The following is an 18,082-nucleotide window of genomic DNA, read 5'->3' on the forward strand; positions in this document are numbered from 1 at the left end:
TATGAAAATTTTTGATCCTAGATTTTATGGCAACTTAAACTCGTCGAATTTTGATGTGACTGGAAAACTGATCACTATTGATATTGAATCGTCAGGCATTAGTAAAAATGGGTACCCAATTGAAGTTGGTTGGTATAGTAAGCATTCTATTGGCTCAATTCTTATTAAGCCAGACTCTGATTGGTTGAATAATGGATTTTGGTGTAAATACGCTGAAAACCATTTGCACGGTATTACAAAAAATATGTTGTTGCGAAAGGGGATTGATGTCGTCTCTGCGGCTAATAAGTTAAATGAAGTTTTAGGGAATAGTGTCGTCGTATGCGATGTCGTTGAATTTGATGGAACATGGTTAACACAGCTGTTTGCTAAGGCTAATGTTATCCCTAGTTTTAAATTGATAGGCCATCTTGAATTAATTGATTTTAAAAAACGTAATGGATGCCATTTAATAAAATCATTTTCTGAGTTACAGAATTTTGAGAATAAACGACACAGGGCACAAAACGACGCCAAGCAATTGCATGAAAACATGCTCAAAGTCACGGAACCTATTGCATAAATAAGTCAATCTATTCACGTCGGAGTTCTAAAGTGTTTATTAATACACTAATTAAAACTCCGACGCTCGAGTAACCGTTCACCACAAAGCTACCAGTACGCAAAACCAACAATAAAGCAACGAACAAAGAAGAATAGTATTTTCGCACATCGTGCGGGGATAAAATTGTTTTATTTAAACCCCAGTGCTAGCGCACTTTATAGTCCTATCTTGTTTATGTAGATCCTAATTCCAAAAACTGATCTCATTTTCCAACGATGTGTGCAATATCTCGACAGTTCAAAATACAGCAACTTGAAGTTGGGTAATTCATTTAAATCACGTCAGAGTTTTAATTTAGTTATTAATACAGAATAAAAAACTCTGACGCGGGACGAGTTACTTCCAGCTTCATTAATAACAAATTATTGGAGATGTGTTTTGAAGCAAGTTAAATATTTATGTATTGCAAAGTCAGGTGTTGTATTACCAAGTGGTGTCGAAGCTGAACATTTTTATCGCATAGATTTATCTATGTTTTTGGCTGAGCAATTTAAGCACCAAGCGTTAAGTGAATTAAATTATGTATTGGTTGTAGGTGAAAGTGATGTTGTATTTGGTGCAGAGTTAGCAATTCAATACGGCCTAACTCTTTCCGTTTGCGGTAATGAATATGATTTTCGCGATCATAAGATTACTGATACGACTAAAGAGCAAGTATTAAGAGAATTACTTTCCGTATCTAAAGAACCCAAGTTATTTTCTCAATCATTAAACGAATTGCTGAATAAATTAATTAAAAAAGTTCCATTACAGCTGTCTGAAGAGCAGGTTGAAAAACTTATTTTAGCTGCCACTCCGCAGGCTCTTATCATAGGTGGTGATAAGGCGACTGATCTAGCAAAAAGAATGGTTTTTGATTTCTTTGAACAGAAGAAGCGAGAAGTAAAAGACTTGGTTTCACCGCGTTTGTCAGATCAAGTAAAAGAATTATGTCTCAGCTACAAAAATGAGCTAGTCGAATATATCAAACAAAACCCCGGTTTCTACGTTTTAAACGAGTATATGGGAGCTGGCAAAAGCCAAGATGTGATCATTCCACTCTTTAATAAGTTTTCTTCTACAGATTCTAAGCCGATCGTTATTACCCCAACTATTGCTTTAAGTACCCAACTGATAAATGACAAACGCAATTATCAGCATCAAAAAGAATTAGAATCTTCAGATCTAAAGGCTGTAGCCGCTTGTGTGATTTCGGCGACAGCCAACTGGAAATATCAGAAATATGGCAACGACTCAAAAATCTGCTTAATAGAAGAATTTGAGGAATGCGAGTCGGCTATTTGTTCTACCGAGTTAATGCAGCCGAAAACTTTACATCGTTGCTCTGAGGCAATGGAACAATGGCAGAGGCTTTTACAAACGGAAACAGTAGTTGTAGCCGATGCCATGTTTTCAAATTTTAGCGCACAGCAAATCGTAAAAGCAGGGCGATCAATCACACTCGTAAAGAACACTGATCAAGTTAACTATCAAACCAAGAAACTGAGTGTATTTTCTTATCAAAAACAATTAGATAAATTGGTGCGTAGCTTAAATTCTGGTGACAGGGCGATTGTTTTCTGTGATGGTAGTCACAAGTTTAATGGGAAATTCAAAACTATAGCAAAGATTATTGAGGAACAAACAGATGTTACGCCAATTGTCGTAGACAGCGTTTTTATTCAAAAAGACAAACCCGAGTATTTTTCTAATTTAACATCTCGTGTAGAAGAGGAACAGTGCCATATCTTCTCACCGGTTGTTACGAGTGGCGTTAGCGTAGTCACTGATAAGGTTAATTCCATCAACATTTTTGCCTGTCATACTCTACTTCCTACGCAACTGGTTCAAAGTTCAGGACGTTTTAGAAAATCGCAGGATATCCATATTTCTTTTGATAAATGGTCAAGATTTACGACTACAGACAAGAAACTAATTTTCAATGAATTGGCGTATAAAGCCTATGAAGAGCAATGTTCTACTAGCTTGTCTGAGCTTTTTAAGAATAGATACTGTCAGTTTGTATTAGACCGTATCGCTCACAACCGACGAATGAACCAAAACTATGTTTTTACGACATTACAATTATTTAAAGAAATGGATTACCAAATCACCCTTGAAGACCTAAAGGATGATAGTGAAGCTATTAGCGCACTTTTAAAAAGAGTCTACAAACAAAACAAAAGCAAGCTAATTGAAATTGCTCTTGAGACTGCTTATGACAAGTCAGAGCATTATTTCTTAAAGGATTCATTTGAAATGTTAACAAATGAAGAGCAGTTCAAACTTCAAGTTTATGAATTACAGAGATTTTACGATGTCGACACATTTGGCGATGTTAATTCTGCTAAAAAACTAATTCAGTTTGACGATAGCGGTAAAAGCCGCAGGCATTTAGAGCATATTCGACTCTTACGTGGTGAGTTTTGCCAGTTAAAATCTCCGAAATTGACTGTTATTCAGCAAATCTTCAAAGATATCTTTAACATTCTTAATATTGATGAGAACAACCTAACTGCAAAGTATGAAATTGAAGACATAGACAAATTAGCGTTATATGTAAAAGACGCTGAAGTTGAAAAGTACAAGGTAAGAAATGAGTTAGTTGCCCTTGGTTGCTCACCTAATATCACACAGGAATATAAAAGCAGAGGAAAGCTATCGCAGCATATCTTAAAAGTCCTATTCGGTATGGTACAGAGAGAACAAAGATCGGGTACAAAAGATAAAGATGGCAAAAGGCCAACTGAGTATTTTTACTTGTGCCCCAAAAAGACTGAATTAACCAAAAAGTATTTTGATCAAAAGTTTAATTCAAAGCTAAATCTAATAATGTGACAGAACTGTTAATCCATTTGAATATGCGGTCAAGAGTAGAACAGATATTTATCTAAGCTAGGTAAATTATCTTGTTTCATGTAAGATGAATTACAAATGAATATAAATAAGCAATTGGACAGTGCATACACTTTTTACGTGGCTTGGTAATCGAGATATTGAAAATATGGATCAAGAGCTAAACGCGGCTATTGTTTCACTTGCGACAAAATCTGAAATTCCATTCGACAAAATAGTTATTCTTTCCAACAAAGATGAAGCTAAGTGGGATTCGTTTGAGCGCTTTCTGAAAAAGCGGATGGCGATGATAAGCCGACCATCTGAAGATATTAAAATCCACTTAGCACAAATCCAAAGTCCAATTGACTACCAATCTATTTCAATCGAAACAGGAAAGTGGATCACAAAGTTATCTGAAGAGTCTGACACGCTCTCGATTAACCTAACTTCTGGTACACCCGCAATGACAACTCTTTCTGTGCTGCATGGAAAGGGTAAGACCAATGCACGCTTTGTGCAATCGTCCCCAAAAAACGTTATTGAAGAAGTTGAAATACCACTGGATTTCGGTAAAGAATACGTAAAGTCTGCCTCAAAGAACATTGCTCATACAGCGACCTCATTACCTAAGGTACAAAAGGCGTTTTCAGAATTAACTGCCAAGTCAAAAATAATGACTGATGTGGTTGAAAAAGCCAAAAGAATAGCTGCGTCTGAAGTTCCAGCCCTTATCTTAGGTGAAACAGGTACTGGTAAAGAGCTAATGGCAAATGCTATCCATAAAGGTAGCCTGAGAGGAAACAAGCCTATAAGAGTCGTAAACTGTGGTGCGCTTGCTGAAAATCTAGTTGATTCAACACTGTTTGGTCATAAAAAAGGTGCGTTTACTGGTGCAGATAAAGATTATGCAGGTCTATTTGAACAAGCCAATGGCGGTACTTTATTTTTAGATGAAGTGGGTGAATTAAAACCTGATATACAAGTTAAGCTTCTAAGGGCATTACAGCAAGGTGAAATTACCAGACTTGGTGATACAAAAACCATTAATGTCGATGTGCGCGTTATTGCGGCTACCCACCAAGATTTGACCATCTTGATTGAACAAGGGGATTTTCGAGAAGATCTGTTTTATCGATTAGCAGTGGGTATTATTAATATGCCACCACTTAGAGATCGAATTGAAGATATACCAGTAATTGTTGAACAACTGACAGAACAAATTAACGATTCAGGTGCAAAACACCCAGACTACATAAGTAAAAAAGTTTCTGAAAATGGAATTAAATTTATTTTATCTCAATCATGGCTAGGCAATATTCGTGAATTATGGAGCACATTAAACAGAGCTTTTCTCTGGACAGATGAAAAGTTGGTGGGTGAAAAGGAACTGTCTGACGCTATCATAAACAGGAGAGTTGGTAAGCAAAGTAATGATGTTAGGCTTTCTTTTAATGATAAAGTTGATATAGTTCAACTAACTGAAAATTATCAAAAAAACTATGTTGAAGCAGCGTTAAAGGCAAGCGGTAATGTTAAAAAACACGCTACCCAAATGTTGGGCTTAAAAGATCATCAAACGCTAACAAATTGGATGAAGCGATTGGGGATTCAAAATGAAAAAGATCAATAATTCGAATTTGGCACTGTGCTTGCCATATAGGAAGCGACACAAGCAATAATCAGGAATGAAGCAATCAATGAATTTTGAACATATCCAAACTAAATGGCCTGAGTTACATCAGCTTGCTGCATTCGCAGAAGACTATGTGATAAGTGACCCACAAAGTGCTTTAGTAAAATTACGTTGTTTTGCTGAAAAAGTGGTTGGCTATTTGTATAAGGAGCTTCGCCTACCTGTATTCCCTAATTCTAACATCTATGACAAGTTAACCTCAGACGACTTCACAAGTGTCGTACCTAGTTTAATAACTGACAAACTTCACGCAATCCGTAAAAGCGGTAACCAAGCTGCGCACGAAGGCAGGGTCGATCAGCAGCAAGCTATCTGGATTCTAAAAGAAAGTTACTTTGTCGCTAGTTACCTATTTATGGCTTATGCGGGAGGCCAGCAAGAAGATTGTCCACAGTTTACAATCCCTGAGCAAACAAAACCTATAGACCAATCTGGGGCAGAATTTGATAAAAAGAACAAACAACTCGAAAAACAGCTAGCTGAAAATGAAGCACGTTTAAAGAAAGCTCTAGAGGAACTGGAAGCTTCTGAAAAGGCGCAAAAGCTAGCGCAAATTGAAGCATCCAAGCTTAAACAAGCAATTGACTCTGAAAAAGTCAGCCAAGTGCTATCACTGAATAAGAAAATCACATCAAGCTTTAAGTTTGACGAGGCGGAAACTCGCGCACGTATTATTGATATGGATTTACGAGCTGCGGGCTGGAATGTTTCACTAGATGAATCTAGCACCGATGAAGTGGGCAAAGAAGTAGATTTGCCTCATCAGCCAACGAATAGTGGAAACGGAAGAGCTGATTACGTTCTGTGGGATGATGATGGTAAGCCATTGGCAGTTATTGAAGCTAAACGTACCCGTGAATCGGTTGAAAAAGGCCGTGAGCAAGCGAAAATCTATGCTGATGCACTTGAAAAAGAATATGGTCAACGCCCTGTAATATTCTATTCAAATGGCTACGACATTCGTATTTTAGACGATGCCCAAGGCTATAATAGCCGCAAGCTTTACGGGTATTACTCAAAAGACTCGCTGCAATACCTTATTAAGCAACGAACTTTGAAAAAAGATCTCAATCAAACGCCTATCGATACCGATGTGGCTGGTCGTATGTACCAAATGGAAACCATATCGCGTGTCTGTGAGCGTTTCACCAACAAACACCGTAAGTCTCTTATTGTACAAGCAACGGGTACGGGTAAAACACGTGTATCTATTGCTCTAGCCAAACGGCTTCTTGATGCAGGTTGGGCAAAGCGTGTTTTATTCCTATGTGACCGTAAAGAGTTACGTAAACAAGCGGGTAATGCCTTTAACGAATTTACCAAAGAGCCGCTATATGTAGTTGGTAAAAGTAAAAAATCGGCGGCTAAATCAGCTCGTATATTCGTCGCTACCTATCCGGGCATGATGAAGTATTTATATAGTGATGAATACGATGTCGGTTATTTTGATCTAATAGTTGCTGATGAATCCCACCGTTCTATTTACAATATTTACGGCGACATTTTTAAATACTTTGATGCGTTAGAGGTTGGCTTAACTGCAACCCCAGTTGAGATGGTATCTCGTTCTACCTGTCAGCTATTTGGTTGTGACTTTAAAATGCCGACGGCGAATTACCCGCTAGAACAAGCGATAGAAGACGGCAACTTAGTACCTTACAAAATCGTTAGCTTTACTACTAAATTCCAGCGCGAAGGCATTAGCAAGGACAATCTTAGTGACGAGCAAATTGCTCAACTTGAGGAGCAAGGGATTGATCCTAATGAGTTGGATTTCGACGCAAAAGAAATTGATGATGCAGTGAAAATAACAGGAACTAATGAAGCAATTATTAGAAACCTGATGGAAAAAGGTTTACGTGATGTTGATGGTCAATTGCCGGGTAAAACAATTATCTTTGCGCGTAATATCGCTCACGCCGAGCTTATGGCTAACCTTTTTGCTGAAATGTATCCTCAGTTGGGTAATAATTTTTGCCGCGTTATTCATTCGAAATATGAACGTGCTGAAGAGCTTATTGACGATTTTAAATCGACAGAAGAAAACAGTGTTCGTATTGCTATTTCAGTCGATATGCTCGATACAGGCATAGACGTGCCAGAATGTGTAAACCTAGTGTTCGCTAAGCCAATTAAGTCGAAAGTGAAGTTTTGGCAAATGATTGGGCGTGGCACCCGGTTGTGTAGAGATCTATACGGCGCAGGCAAAGATAAAACCCACTTCTTGATTTTTGACCATTGGGGAAATTTCGAATATTTCGATATGGACCCAGAAGAAGAGGACGTTAAACAGTCTAAGTCGCTAACTCAAAAGCTATTTGAGTCACGATTGTTATTGGCTGAAACCTCACTTAAAAAAGCCGATGTTGCAACATTCGATGAAGTGATAAAGCTCATTCATCAAGATGTGTGTTCGCTAGATATGAATACCATAGCGGTGCGTGATAATTGGCAGGTAGTTGAAGCGTGCAAAGACGAAAAGTACCTCAACCAGTTTGCCCCAGAAACTAAAGCAAGCCTCTATGAGCATATTGCACCACTAATGCAGTGGCGCAACATTATGGGCCAGTCAGAAGCGTATAAATTTGATAATGAAATCGCCATTATCCAAACCTTGCTATACACTGACCCAAGCCAAATCGACTTAGCTAGGCAAGCTTTGATGGTGAAGATTGAAAAGCTGCAAATGCACTTAAATGAAGTGCGTGCAAAAGCTAGCTTTATTGCAGATATTCAAAAAGAGGAATACTGGCAAAACTTAACAGCGTCAATAGTTGGTTTCGAAACACTGGAAAATAGCCGTAAGGCATTACGTAGCGTAATTCACTTAAGGGAGAAAGGTATTCAACCGCCTTCACAAGAAGTCATCTTAGACATCAGAGAAGATGAAGCTGACTATCAGGTTACGGAACGTCCTACCAAAATAGTGTCAATTGATTATCAGATCTTCCGCCAAGAGGTGGAGAAAACCTTAGCACCACTATTTGAAACCGATAGCGTGTTACAAAAAATTCGTGCAGGTAGTCCTGTTACAGAAGATGACATTGCTCGATTAAATGCCTTGGTTCACATTCAAAATCCGAATGTTGATTTAAATACTTTAAAAGAGTTTTACCCCGATTCAACGGCAAGCTTAGATAAAATTCTTCGTACCATTGTTGGCATGGATAAAGAGGCAATCGAGCAAAGCTTTACTAAATTTGTACAGCAAACCCATACCCATATGAATGCCAAACAACAGCGTTTTATTGGTTTACTAAAAAATCACTTAGTGCGCTATGGCGTTATCAAGATTGATCAGCTTTACGATGCTCCATTTACCCAAGTGCATGACATGGGCTTAGATGGCGTGTTTAGTGAAGCGCAGGCCGATGTGATAGAGCAGTTTATTAAACAGTTTGATGTGGAGCTTGGACAAAAATCCACATCAGTAGATAAAGAAATTCAGTTGTAGGTCGAGCGTTTAATTAAACCGTTCGACAAGAGGAAAAGAGAAAATGATCACAGGTCAGCTTAAAAGCAAAATAGACAAACTTTGGGAAGAATTTTGGACGGGCGGTATTACTAACCCGCTCACAGTAATCGAGCAAATTACTTTTTTAATGTACGCCCGCATGCTTGATATGAATGAGCAAGCCGATGAAAAGCGTTTTGCGAGAACAAAAAAGCCATTTACCCGCCGCTTTAATGACAACGAGCAGCACTTGCGTTGGCAAAACCTGCGTCACCTTGGCGCAGAAGAACTGTATAAAATAGTTAAAGACGAGCTTTTTCCGTATTTCTCTAAGCCTAGTGATGATGAGTCAACCGAGGGAGCGATTTTCAACGAGTTTATGAAAGATGCGCAGTTGATGATCCAAAAGCAATCGCTATTAGTGAAAGCGGTAGAGATGGTGAACGACTTACCATTAGAAAACTCCGATACTAAAGGTGACTTATACGAATACCTATTAAGTAAGTTAACCACGGCAGGTATTAACGGCCAGTTTAGAACGCCACGTCACATTATTCGTGCAATGGTGGAAATGATGGACCCTGATAAAAACAGCCGTATTTGTGACCCATCAACGGGCACGGGTGGCTTCTTATCAGTGTCTTACGAGTACTTACTTGAGAAATATACCTCACCAGAAGGTATTGAACGCGAGCCGCTATTTGATGTCGATGGCAAGCCGTTATTAGACAGCAACGGTAAACAGCTTGAAAACGTCTTGTATTCAGGCGATTTAATTGGCGAAGACGCTCGCAAGCACATCGATACCGATATGTTCCACGGCTTTGATTTTGATGCCACCATGTTACGTGTTGCGGCAATGAACCTAGTGATGCATGGTATTAAACAGCCCGATATCCACTACCAAGATACCTTAAGCCAATCTTTCTTAGAGAAGTTTCCAAATGAAGCAAAATCCGGCATGGAAATTATTCTCGCCAATCCGCCGTTCAAAGGGTCACTGGATGAAGAAGACGTTTGCCCAGAGTTACTGCGTAAAGTAAAAACAAAAAAAACCGAACTTCTGTTTGTTGCACTAATTGAGCGTATGTTACGTGTGGGTGGTCGCTCAGCGACTATCGTGCCAGATGGCGTATTATTTGGCTCGTCTAATGCGCACCAACAATTGCGACAATTGCTGGTGGATAATAACCAGCTTGAGGCGGTAATTTCACTGCCAAGCGGGGTATTTAAACCTTATGCGGGTGTATCAACCGCAATTTTAATCTTCACCAAAGGCGGCAGCACCGATCATGTCTGGTTTTATGATGTGCAAGCCGATGGTTTTTCGCTAGACGACAAACGCACGCCGATTAAAGACAACGACCTGCCTGATTTAGTTGCCCAGTTTAAAGCCCGTGATAAAGCCATTGCTGAAACCGAAGCAAATGACCGTGTTATTACAGACAGCAAAAAGCATTTTTGGGTAAGCAAAGACGACATCACCTCTAATAAATATGATCTTTCCATAAACCGCTACAAAGAAGTGGTTTATGAAGAAGAGCAATACGAACCACCAAAAGAAATTTTGGGCAAGTTAGTATCATTAGAAAATGAAATCTTGACCGACCTTAAAGAATTGGAGGCTATGCTGTGAGTTGGCCGATGGTTAAGATAGGCGATGTTTGCAGTTTAATGACTGGTGGAACACCAAAAACGACAATCTCTGAATATTATGAAAATGGAACTGTACCTTGGATTGTTTCAGGGGATATTCACAAAGGTGAGATTTTTGATTGTGATAAAAAAATTACAGAACTAGCTGTAGAAAACTCAAACGCCAGATATTTACCAAAGGATAGCGTTCTTATCGCTCTTAATGGTCAAGGAAAAACTCGTGGCACAGTAGCATTATTGAGAGCTTCAAATGCTACCTGTAATCAATCTATCGTTTCAATAAACCCGAATGACCAGAGAGAGTTATTGTCTGATTACTTGTTTTACTTTCTAAAGTCTCAGTATCGTCAAATTAGAAATATTACTGGAGATAAGGATAGAGCTGGTTTGAATATGCCGCTAATACGTAGCATAGAAATCCCTCTACCACCACTCGAAGAACAAAAACGAATCGCCGCAATTTTAGATAAAGCCGACAACGTGCGCCGCAAACGCCAACAAGCCATCGACCTCGCCGACGACTTCCTCCGCAGCGTCTTCCTAGATATGTTCGGCGATCCTGTGACTAATCCGAAGGGGTGGGAAGTTAAAAAGTTTGGTACAGTCATAGATGTGTTAACGGATTATCATGCTAATGGTAGCTATAAAACGCTTAATGAAAATGTAACACTTTTAGATGAGCCAAATTATGCTTACATGGTGAGAACTACTGATTTAGAGAAGAAAAATTACACTGATAATGTTAAGTATATCGATCAACATGCTTACGAACATTTATCTAAAACTAAAGTCTATGGCGGTGAATTAGTAATTAATAAAATAGGCAGTGCAGGAGCAGTTTATCTAATGCCTTATTTACATCGCCCTGTATCGCTAGCAATGAATCAATTTATGATTCGATGCAACGAGCATTGCTTGAATGAGTTTGTCTATTACCAGCTAAAAACTAACGCAGGTGCAAGAGAGCTGGAAAAGAGGGTTCAGGGTGCTGTCACTAAAACTATCACTAAAGATGCTGTAAGAGATATACCAATAATACTTCCACCGATTGAGTTGCAACGTCAGTTTATTGATGTTGTTGAAAAGATAAATAAGTTAAAGACTAATACTGATAATTCATCGGACTTAATTAGAGCTAAATTTAATTCTATTAGCCAAAAAGCCTTTGCTGGTGAATTATAGCTCTTACTAAAAAACTAGAATAACAAGGACGTTGATATGTCAGATAGGTTTAATTTGTACGATGTTTATGAGCAGAATCTAAATTTTCTGTTCGGCGCTGGTGCATCATTTGGTTTTTTACCTACCTTAGCATTGGCAATCAAAGATGCAGATGGGAAAGCGTATACATTTGAAACATTAGCTAAAGAGCTGGGGAAAGACAACGATAATAAGCACCTGTATGCTTTGTTGTTTATGTACTATTACAAAAGCTGCATAGAACCGGGGCTGCCTAAAAAGCGTAATCCACGTAGGAGAAATCGTTCACAGGTTTTAGGTCAGTATAAAGTGTTTTTGCAGACGCTGGTAAGCGTTCTAGAAAAACAAGGACCAAATGATAAGAAGTGTAATGTTTACACTACTAATTATGATAACTGTCTTGAAGTAGCATCTGATTCATTAATCTCTAAACAGGAAGTTAGTTGTGTTGTTAATGATGGTAGTGCAGGGTTTCAAACTCGTAGATTTCACACTAAAAACTTTAATAATCGTGTTGTTCAAAAGGGCATATTTGATAAACATGCCGAATGCATTCCTCAAATAAATATACTTCATCCTCATGGCTCTGTGTATTGGAAAAAAATAAACGAGGGGATTTCGGTAAACTATCAAGAATCAGACTATGCAATTTCATTCGACGACGATCAAACTCGACTGATTGCTGAGTTTGAAAAGCTAGTTAAAGATGATACGAAAAGCCTCGCTGATCTCATCGAATATGGTGAGGATGAATTTGAAGACTGGGATAAATTAAACGTTGAAGACTTTTGGGATGAGTACAACGATATCCCGATTGTAAATCCTACTAAATGGAAGTTTCATGAAACCGTTTTTGAAGAAGCTTATTACCAAATTTTAAGGCACTTGAGTTTTGAATTAGAGCGACCTAATTCGGTTTTGATCACCTTTGGTTTTTCGTTTGCCGATGAGCATATTTTACATTTAGTTCAACGCTCACTATCAAACCCAAGCCTGACAGTCTTTGTTTCTTGTTATAACGATGCTGAGAAACAAGAAATGAAAAAGAAATTTAAGGGGTATTCAAACGTTAAATTTATAGCGATTGACGATGATTTAACCTTTACCCGCTTTAACAAACGAGTATTTACTCTCAAAAAAGGTGATGAGTAAATGAGCATTGCCATTGGAGAGGTTATTGCCGTTAAAGGTGTAAATATTCTTGTTGAATTGTATGAGGAATCCAATAAAGAAACGCTTTTTTATCAAGGCGAAAAGTTTAAAGGAGTATCAATACAAGAGCATATTCTCATTAAACGTGGCTTCAAAGACATTGTGGCTTTGGTTCAAGGTGAGTATTTGGATGAAAGATTTGAGCAAGAAGATGGAAAAAGTTACGTAAGGAAGATTGAGCTAAAACCAATTGGCTATTACGACCAAGGTGATTTTTATGAGGGAATTAAGCACTTACCGATGATCCGTGACGTTGCTTACTTGATGAATGAACAGCAAGTTAGGCAAATATATGGTGAAGCCGATGATAGCTTTGTTATTGGTGAAATTTTAAAAGAAGAGCTACCAGTTTCTCTTCCTTGGGCAAGTTTGTTTAACACACACATTGGCGTGTTTGGTAACACAGGCAGTGGTAAATCTAATACGCTTACAAATTTATATACCACCTTATTTACTAATAAACTACAGGCACTGAATGGCAAAAGTCACTTTGTTGTTGTTGATTTCAATGGTGAGTACACAGGTAAGCAACTTATAAACGATCGAGATTTTAAACAAGTTTATGACTTGGATACTAGAGGTGGCGGTGGCAGTAAATTCCCGCTAAGTGAATCTGTTTTTTGGGACGAAGAAGTATTTGGTATTTTATTCAAAGCCACAGAGAACACACAGAAACCTTTCTTGAAGCGAGTGGTTTCTGGTCGAGAACGATTTAGAGATACCCCTGACAGTCTTGATAACTATGCTAAAAAGACAATTGCTAGAGCATTAAAAAGTACATCACCAAAAAAAGAGTTCGCCGAGCTAATAAGAGAAATTGCGGACATTGTTGGTGCTGATGGGTTGAGAGACTTAGTTTTACAATTAAGTTGGCATAGCAAAAATAGTAATTTTTACTATTTAACATCACAAAATACCCTTAATGGTGGTGACGATGATGGCACTTATCTACAGTTTTTTGATGCAGAAGTAGAAGCTATTACTATAGGGCATATAAGTCAGTTTGAAGAGCTTCGTTTAAGAGTAAATATTCAACTATTATCAGATCTTGTTAGCGGCTACGTGCAATTTGATCATATTCAACCATTATTGAAAAGAGTTGAAGCTTCGCTAAAGTCTTTAGAAAGAGTATTTCAAATAGGTGAGAACCCAGTAAATAAGCTTTTAACCGTGGTTTCGCTTCGAAAATCTAATCAGGAAATTAAAAAAGTAATACCTCTCTTGTTGGCTAAATATTACTACGGAAGTCATAAGGATGAGGTTATTAACGACAGTCCTCCAAGCCACACATTTCACATGATTATTGACGAAGCTCACAATATCTTATCAATGCAATCAAATCGTGAAAGTGAAAGCTGGAAAGATTACAGACTTGAATTATTTGAAGAGATAATTAAAGAAGGCCGTAAATTTGGCTTTTATTTGACTCTATCTAGTCAGCGCCCAGCAGATATATCACCAACGATAATGTCGCAAATTCATAATTTCTTTATTCATCGACTTGTCAATGACAGAGACTTAATGTTGCTGGATAATACTATTAGTACACTTGATTTATTGTCTCGGTCGATGATTCCAAACTTATCAAAAGGCTGTGCGGTAATAACAGGGACATCGTTTGATATTCCAATGGTCGTGCAGTTTGAACGCTTAGAAAAAGAATCCCAACCTGATAGTGGCGATGTTGACCTGAACTCGCTCTGGAGTGATTAATGAGTTCTGTTTATACCTACATTACGTTTAATTTTCACTATGTGGTGTGTAAGAAACTGACAAATGAGAAGGGTTGAAGTTATGTCTAAAGACAATAGCAAATACTTATTTAATGGTAAGGAGTACCCAAAAGGACGTTTGGTACTGGCAGTTGTAAAAAACTTCATAAATATTAACCAACCTACATTAGACCAGTTGCGAGAAGCTTTTCCAAAGCCTCTTCAAGGTAGTATTGGTGTTTTCTGCACAGAGCAAGAATACTTGGCTCGCAAAGAAAACTCTAACGATCAGAAAGAGCGTTTTTTTACCAAACAAGATGAGAAATTATGTGTGGATGGGCAAAACATACTTGTTTGTACTGAGTGGGGAGTTGGTAATATTGAGAGTTTGATTAAACAGGCTCGAAATCTAGGCTTGGTTATTGATGCTGTTTCAGGCTCGGTTGATATGCCTAAAATTTGGAAGGTATCGCACAGCCCTAAAGTTGAAGAATTTGATGCTACAGCACTTGAGTGGCTGAAAAATAATAATGTACTAGCGATTCATGAAAGCACAGGTAACGGTAGTGTTAACGCTTTTGAAAAGATGAAAAAGGGTGACATCGTATCACTTGGGCTTGGCAATACAGTATTTCGTATTGTAAGGGTTATATCCGATATTGAATATATAGAGGGTTCATCGCTGAGCACAGAATGGTTAATGAGAAGATATGAGATCATTAAAGGTTTAGATAAATCGGTGAAATATACGGGTGAAAATAAACGATGGTCACCAAGGTATCCGGGAACATCATGGGAAGTGCCGGAAAATGAGTACTGGATGTTCGAAGAAAAGATTCTTAAACCATATTATGGGCTTACACTTAAAGATTTAGGCTTTGATTCAAGCCAAATAAGTAAACCTACTAACCTCAGCTCATCGGTGGAAATAATGAATACAGTTTCTCTTAACCAGATTTTATATGGTCCACCGGGAACAGGGAAAACTTATCACTCAATTCAAGCGGCGGTTAAAGCGGCTGAACCTGAAATGTTTAGTGCACTTGGTATCGATGAACGCATGGGTACAACACCAGAACAGCGAGTCGAATTAACTCGCCTTTACAAGGAACTTTATAATTCAGGTCGCATAAGGTTTGTTACTTTTCATCAAAGTTATGGTTATGAGGAGTTCGTTGAGGGTTTAAGCGCTAAAACTGAAGGTGATCAACTTAGTTACTTTGAAAAAGATGGTGTGTTTAAGTCGTTATGTTCAGATGCAAAAGAGCACCAAATAGCAAAAACAAAAACGGTAGCAAGTACCTTTGAAGACAAATGGCAGGGGTTTTCTGAAGAGTTAGCTGAGGCAGATGACGGAATAAAAATAGATACTTTAAGTAAGAAAACATACTTTACCGTTACAGATATAACTAATAACACAATTAGATTTGATAAAAGCAAAGGAGCATCAGTTCATTCGTTGAGTGTTAAGACACTACGAGCGATTCATAACGGTGAAAAAGAAATTAAAGGTGGTTTGCAACCATATTATGGCGCTGTGATTGAGTACCTTAATAAATTCAAAACACAAAATGATGCTTCTAAAAAAGAGCGTAAAAATTTTGTATTAATCATTGATGAAATCAATAGAGGCAATATTTCAAAAATTTTTGGTGAGCTAATTACATTGATTGAACCATCAAAGCGTTTGGGGCAGTCGGAAGCTATCGAAGTGACATTACCGTATTCCGGCGATAAATTTTCAGTGCCGGATAACCTTTACATTGTCGGTACAATGAATACCGCTGACAGGTCTTTAGCGTTGATGGATACAGCTCTTCGACGCCGTTTTGACTTTGTAGAGATGATGCCAAATTACCATGTTTTATGTAATGAACAAGGTGAGTCTTACTGTGTTAGCTTAGGCGATAATAAAGTCGATTTAGTTCGTCTACTTAAAACAATAAATGCCCGTATTTCCGCGTTATATGATAGGGAACATCAACTAGGTCATGCGTTTTTAATGCCTGTTGTGAAAGCCATTGCCGCTGGTAATGACGAGAAAGCGCTTCATGAATTGCAAAACTGCTTCCAGAATAAAATTATTCCACTACTTGCTGAATACTTTTTTGAAGACTGGCAAAAGATTCGCTTAGTTCTAGGTGATAATCAAAAGCCAGAAGCTTATCAACTTATTAAACAGTCAGATGTCGATTACGAGGTGCTCTTTGGTGATACTGAGGATGTTGGCGACATTGCCGATGACGTTCAAGATTATAAGTTGATTGACGCTGACTCTGAACTTTGGACTGATCCTTTGACCTATATAGGCATATATAGCGTTGGCAGTTTACCAAAGGATGAAGGTTAACACGCTCAGCATGATTAAGGGATTAAAACGGCAAAAAACGACAAACGTTACCGTATTTGAGTTTGGACTCTTAAGTGCTAGTTCTAAAGCGGCGGAAAAAGATAATGTTGAAGCAATATCGGAAGATGCTTTTGAATATCTTAAAAAGTGTTGTTTATGTGATGAATCGGAATCACGTTTTTTAAAGCTGAAAATTGCGCATGGCATGGAAGTTTTGCAAGTACAGAATTACGCTGGTGTAGTTCTTTGCCCTGATGGAACACAAATAGAAATACTCCCGAAAATTGCTAAAGCAAATAATAACGAAAGTGCAGCCACAGAAGCACAAAAGTCCTTGTTAATGATGCTCAAATCATTAAAGCAGTTTCGCCACATTGAGACTGAGGTTGCGAGCATCAAGAAGCAAAAAATGCCATTGATGGAAATTTTTATCGTGCAGTTTTTAAATGCGGTAAATGTTCTCGTTAAAAAGGGCGTTAGAAGTGACTATGTTCGAGAGCAAACTAATAGTGCTTATCTAAAAGGCAAGCTGCTGCACAGCCAACAACTTAAACACAATTTTATTAATCGTCACAAGTTTTACGTTGAATACGATGCTTATTTTATGGATAGAGCGGAAAATCGACTTATTCATTCAGCACTTAAATCTGTCGCCTCGTATACCAATGTGAATAAGAGTAAAAAGCTATCACAGGAGTTGCTGTTTGCTTTTGATGAGGTGCCTCTAAGTACAAACTACAAGAACGACTTTTCTAATGTAAAACTGCAACGAGGTATGCAGCACTACGATGTGCCTTTAAGTTGGGCAAGGCTTATATTGGAGGGCTACTCGCCTCAGTCAATGTTAGGTGATAACAATGCTTATTCGTTGTTGTTTCCAATGGAGGCTGTATTTGAAAACTTTGTCGCTAAATATCTGAAACAAAAAGTGATTAGCCCTCAAAAGCTGTCTTCTCAAGTACAAAGTAAATCACTGGTAACGTATGGTGATAAGAGCTATTTCCGCCTCAAGCCTGATCTATGTCTTAAAGACCTTGCGGGTTTAAATACGGTATTAGATACCAAGTGGAAGTTAATCAATCAAAATAAAAAAGCGGGTAAAGATAAGTTTGGTTTATCACAAGATGACTTCTATCAAATGCTGGGTTACGGCTACAAGTACCTTAACGGTGAAGGTGACCTTGTTTTGATTTACCCTAAAACAGATAGTTTCAATGAACCTCTTGAGCATAGCTTCAATTACGACAATGAAAATAGACTGAAATTAAGGGTACTACCTTTTGATGTTAGTCCTTACCGAAAAAGTAATGGCAATGAACGAATTGATTTAAGTTTATTAGGCATTAGCAACAAATAAGGCGAAGTATGAGCCTCAGGAGGCTAA

10 protein-coding genes are annotated in these 18,082 nt (G+C 38.1%); all 10 read left to right on the forward strand.

What is annotated here, in order from left to right; genetic code table 11:
• The first annotated feature begins 1 nt into the window (after window position 1).
• The 10 genes from AC27JR_RS00495 (at window position 2) to AC27JR_RS00540 (ending at window position 18,055) form a co-directional block, all read left to right on the forward strand.
• A complete protein-coding gene (locus AC27JR_RS00495; RefSeq protein WP_487172399.1) occupies window positions 2-562 on the forward strand; it encodes a 3'-5' exonuclease family protein in 561 nt (186 codons plus the stop codon).
• Window positions 563-982: 420 nt separating this feature from the next.
• Window positions 983-3,421: a hypothetical protein gene (locus AC27JR_RS00500; RefSeq protein ID WP_487172400.1), complete on the forward strand. Its 2,439-nt coding sequence runs from the start codon at window positions 983-985 to the stop codon at window positions 3,419-3,421.
• Window positions 3,422-3,542: 121 nt separating this feature from the next.
• Window positions 3,543-5,051, forward strand: coding sequence for a sigma-54 interaction domain-containing protein (locus AC27JR_RS00505; protein ID WP_487172401.1), 1,509 nt, complete (start codon window positions 3,543-3,545; stop codon window positions 5,049-5,051).
• Window positions 5,052-5,118: 67 nt separating this feature from the next.
• Window positions 5,119-8,568 (forward strand): DEAD/DEAH box helicase family protein, encoded by a 3,450-nt coding sequence (locus tag AC27JR_RS00510; protein WP_487172402.1) that lies wholly within the window; start codon window positions 5,119-5,121, stop codon window positions 8,566-8,568.
• Window positions 8,569-8,611: 43 nt separating this feature from the next.
• Window positions 8,612-10,204: a type I restriction-modification system subunit M gene (locus AC27JR_RS00515; RefSeq protein WP_487172403.1), complete on the forward strand. Its 1,593-nt coding sequence runs from the start codon at window positions 8,612-8,614 to the stop codon at window positions 10,202-10,204.
• Window positions 10,201-11,406, forward strand: a complete 1,206-nt coding sequence (locus AC27JR_RS00520) for a restriction endonuclease subunit S (RefSeq protein WP_487172404.1) — start codon at window positions 10,201-10,203, stop codon at window positions 11,404-11,406. Before AC27JR_RS00515 ends, AC27JR_RS00520 begins: the two co-directional genes overlap by 4 nt.
• 36 nt (window positions 11,407-11,442) lie before the next feature.
• Window positions 11,443-12,576 (forward strand): SIR2 family protein, encoded by a 1,134-nt coding sequence (locus tag AC27JR_RS00525; protein ID WP_487172405.1) that lies wholly within the window; start codon window positions 11,443-11,445, stop codon window positions 12,574-12,576.
• The gene (locus AC27JR_RS00530) at window positions 12,577-14,349 is read left to right on the forward strand and encodes an ATP-binding protein (protein WP_487172407.1); all 1,773 of its coding nucleotides are present in this window, start codon (window positions 12,577-12,579) and stop codon (window positions 14,347-14,349) included. It begins immediately after the preceding gene.
• An 81-nt stretch (window positions 14,350-14,430) separates the two neighbouring features.
• Complete coding sequence (locus AC27JR_RS00535) at window positions 14,431-16,698, forward strand: McrB family protein (protein ID WP_487172408.1); 2,268 nt, start codon at window positions 14,431-14,433, stop codon at window positions 16,696-16,698.
• Between the two features lie 10 nt (window positions 16,699-16,708).
• Complete coding sequence (locus AC27JR_RS00540; protein ID WP_487172410.1) at window positions 16,709-18,055, forward strand: McrC family protein; 1,347 nt, start codon at window positions 16,709-16,711, stop codon at window positions 18,053-18,055.
• Window positions 18,056-18,082 lie beyond the last annotated feature (27 nt).

The organism is Pseudoalteromonas sp. NH0006-26 (assembly GCF_057552415.1).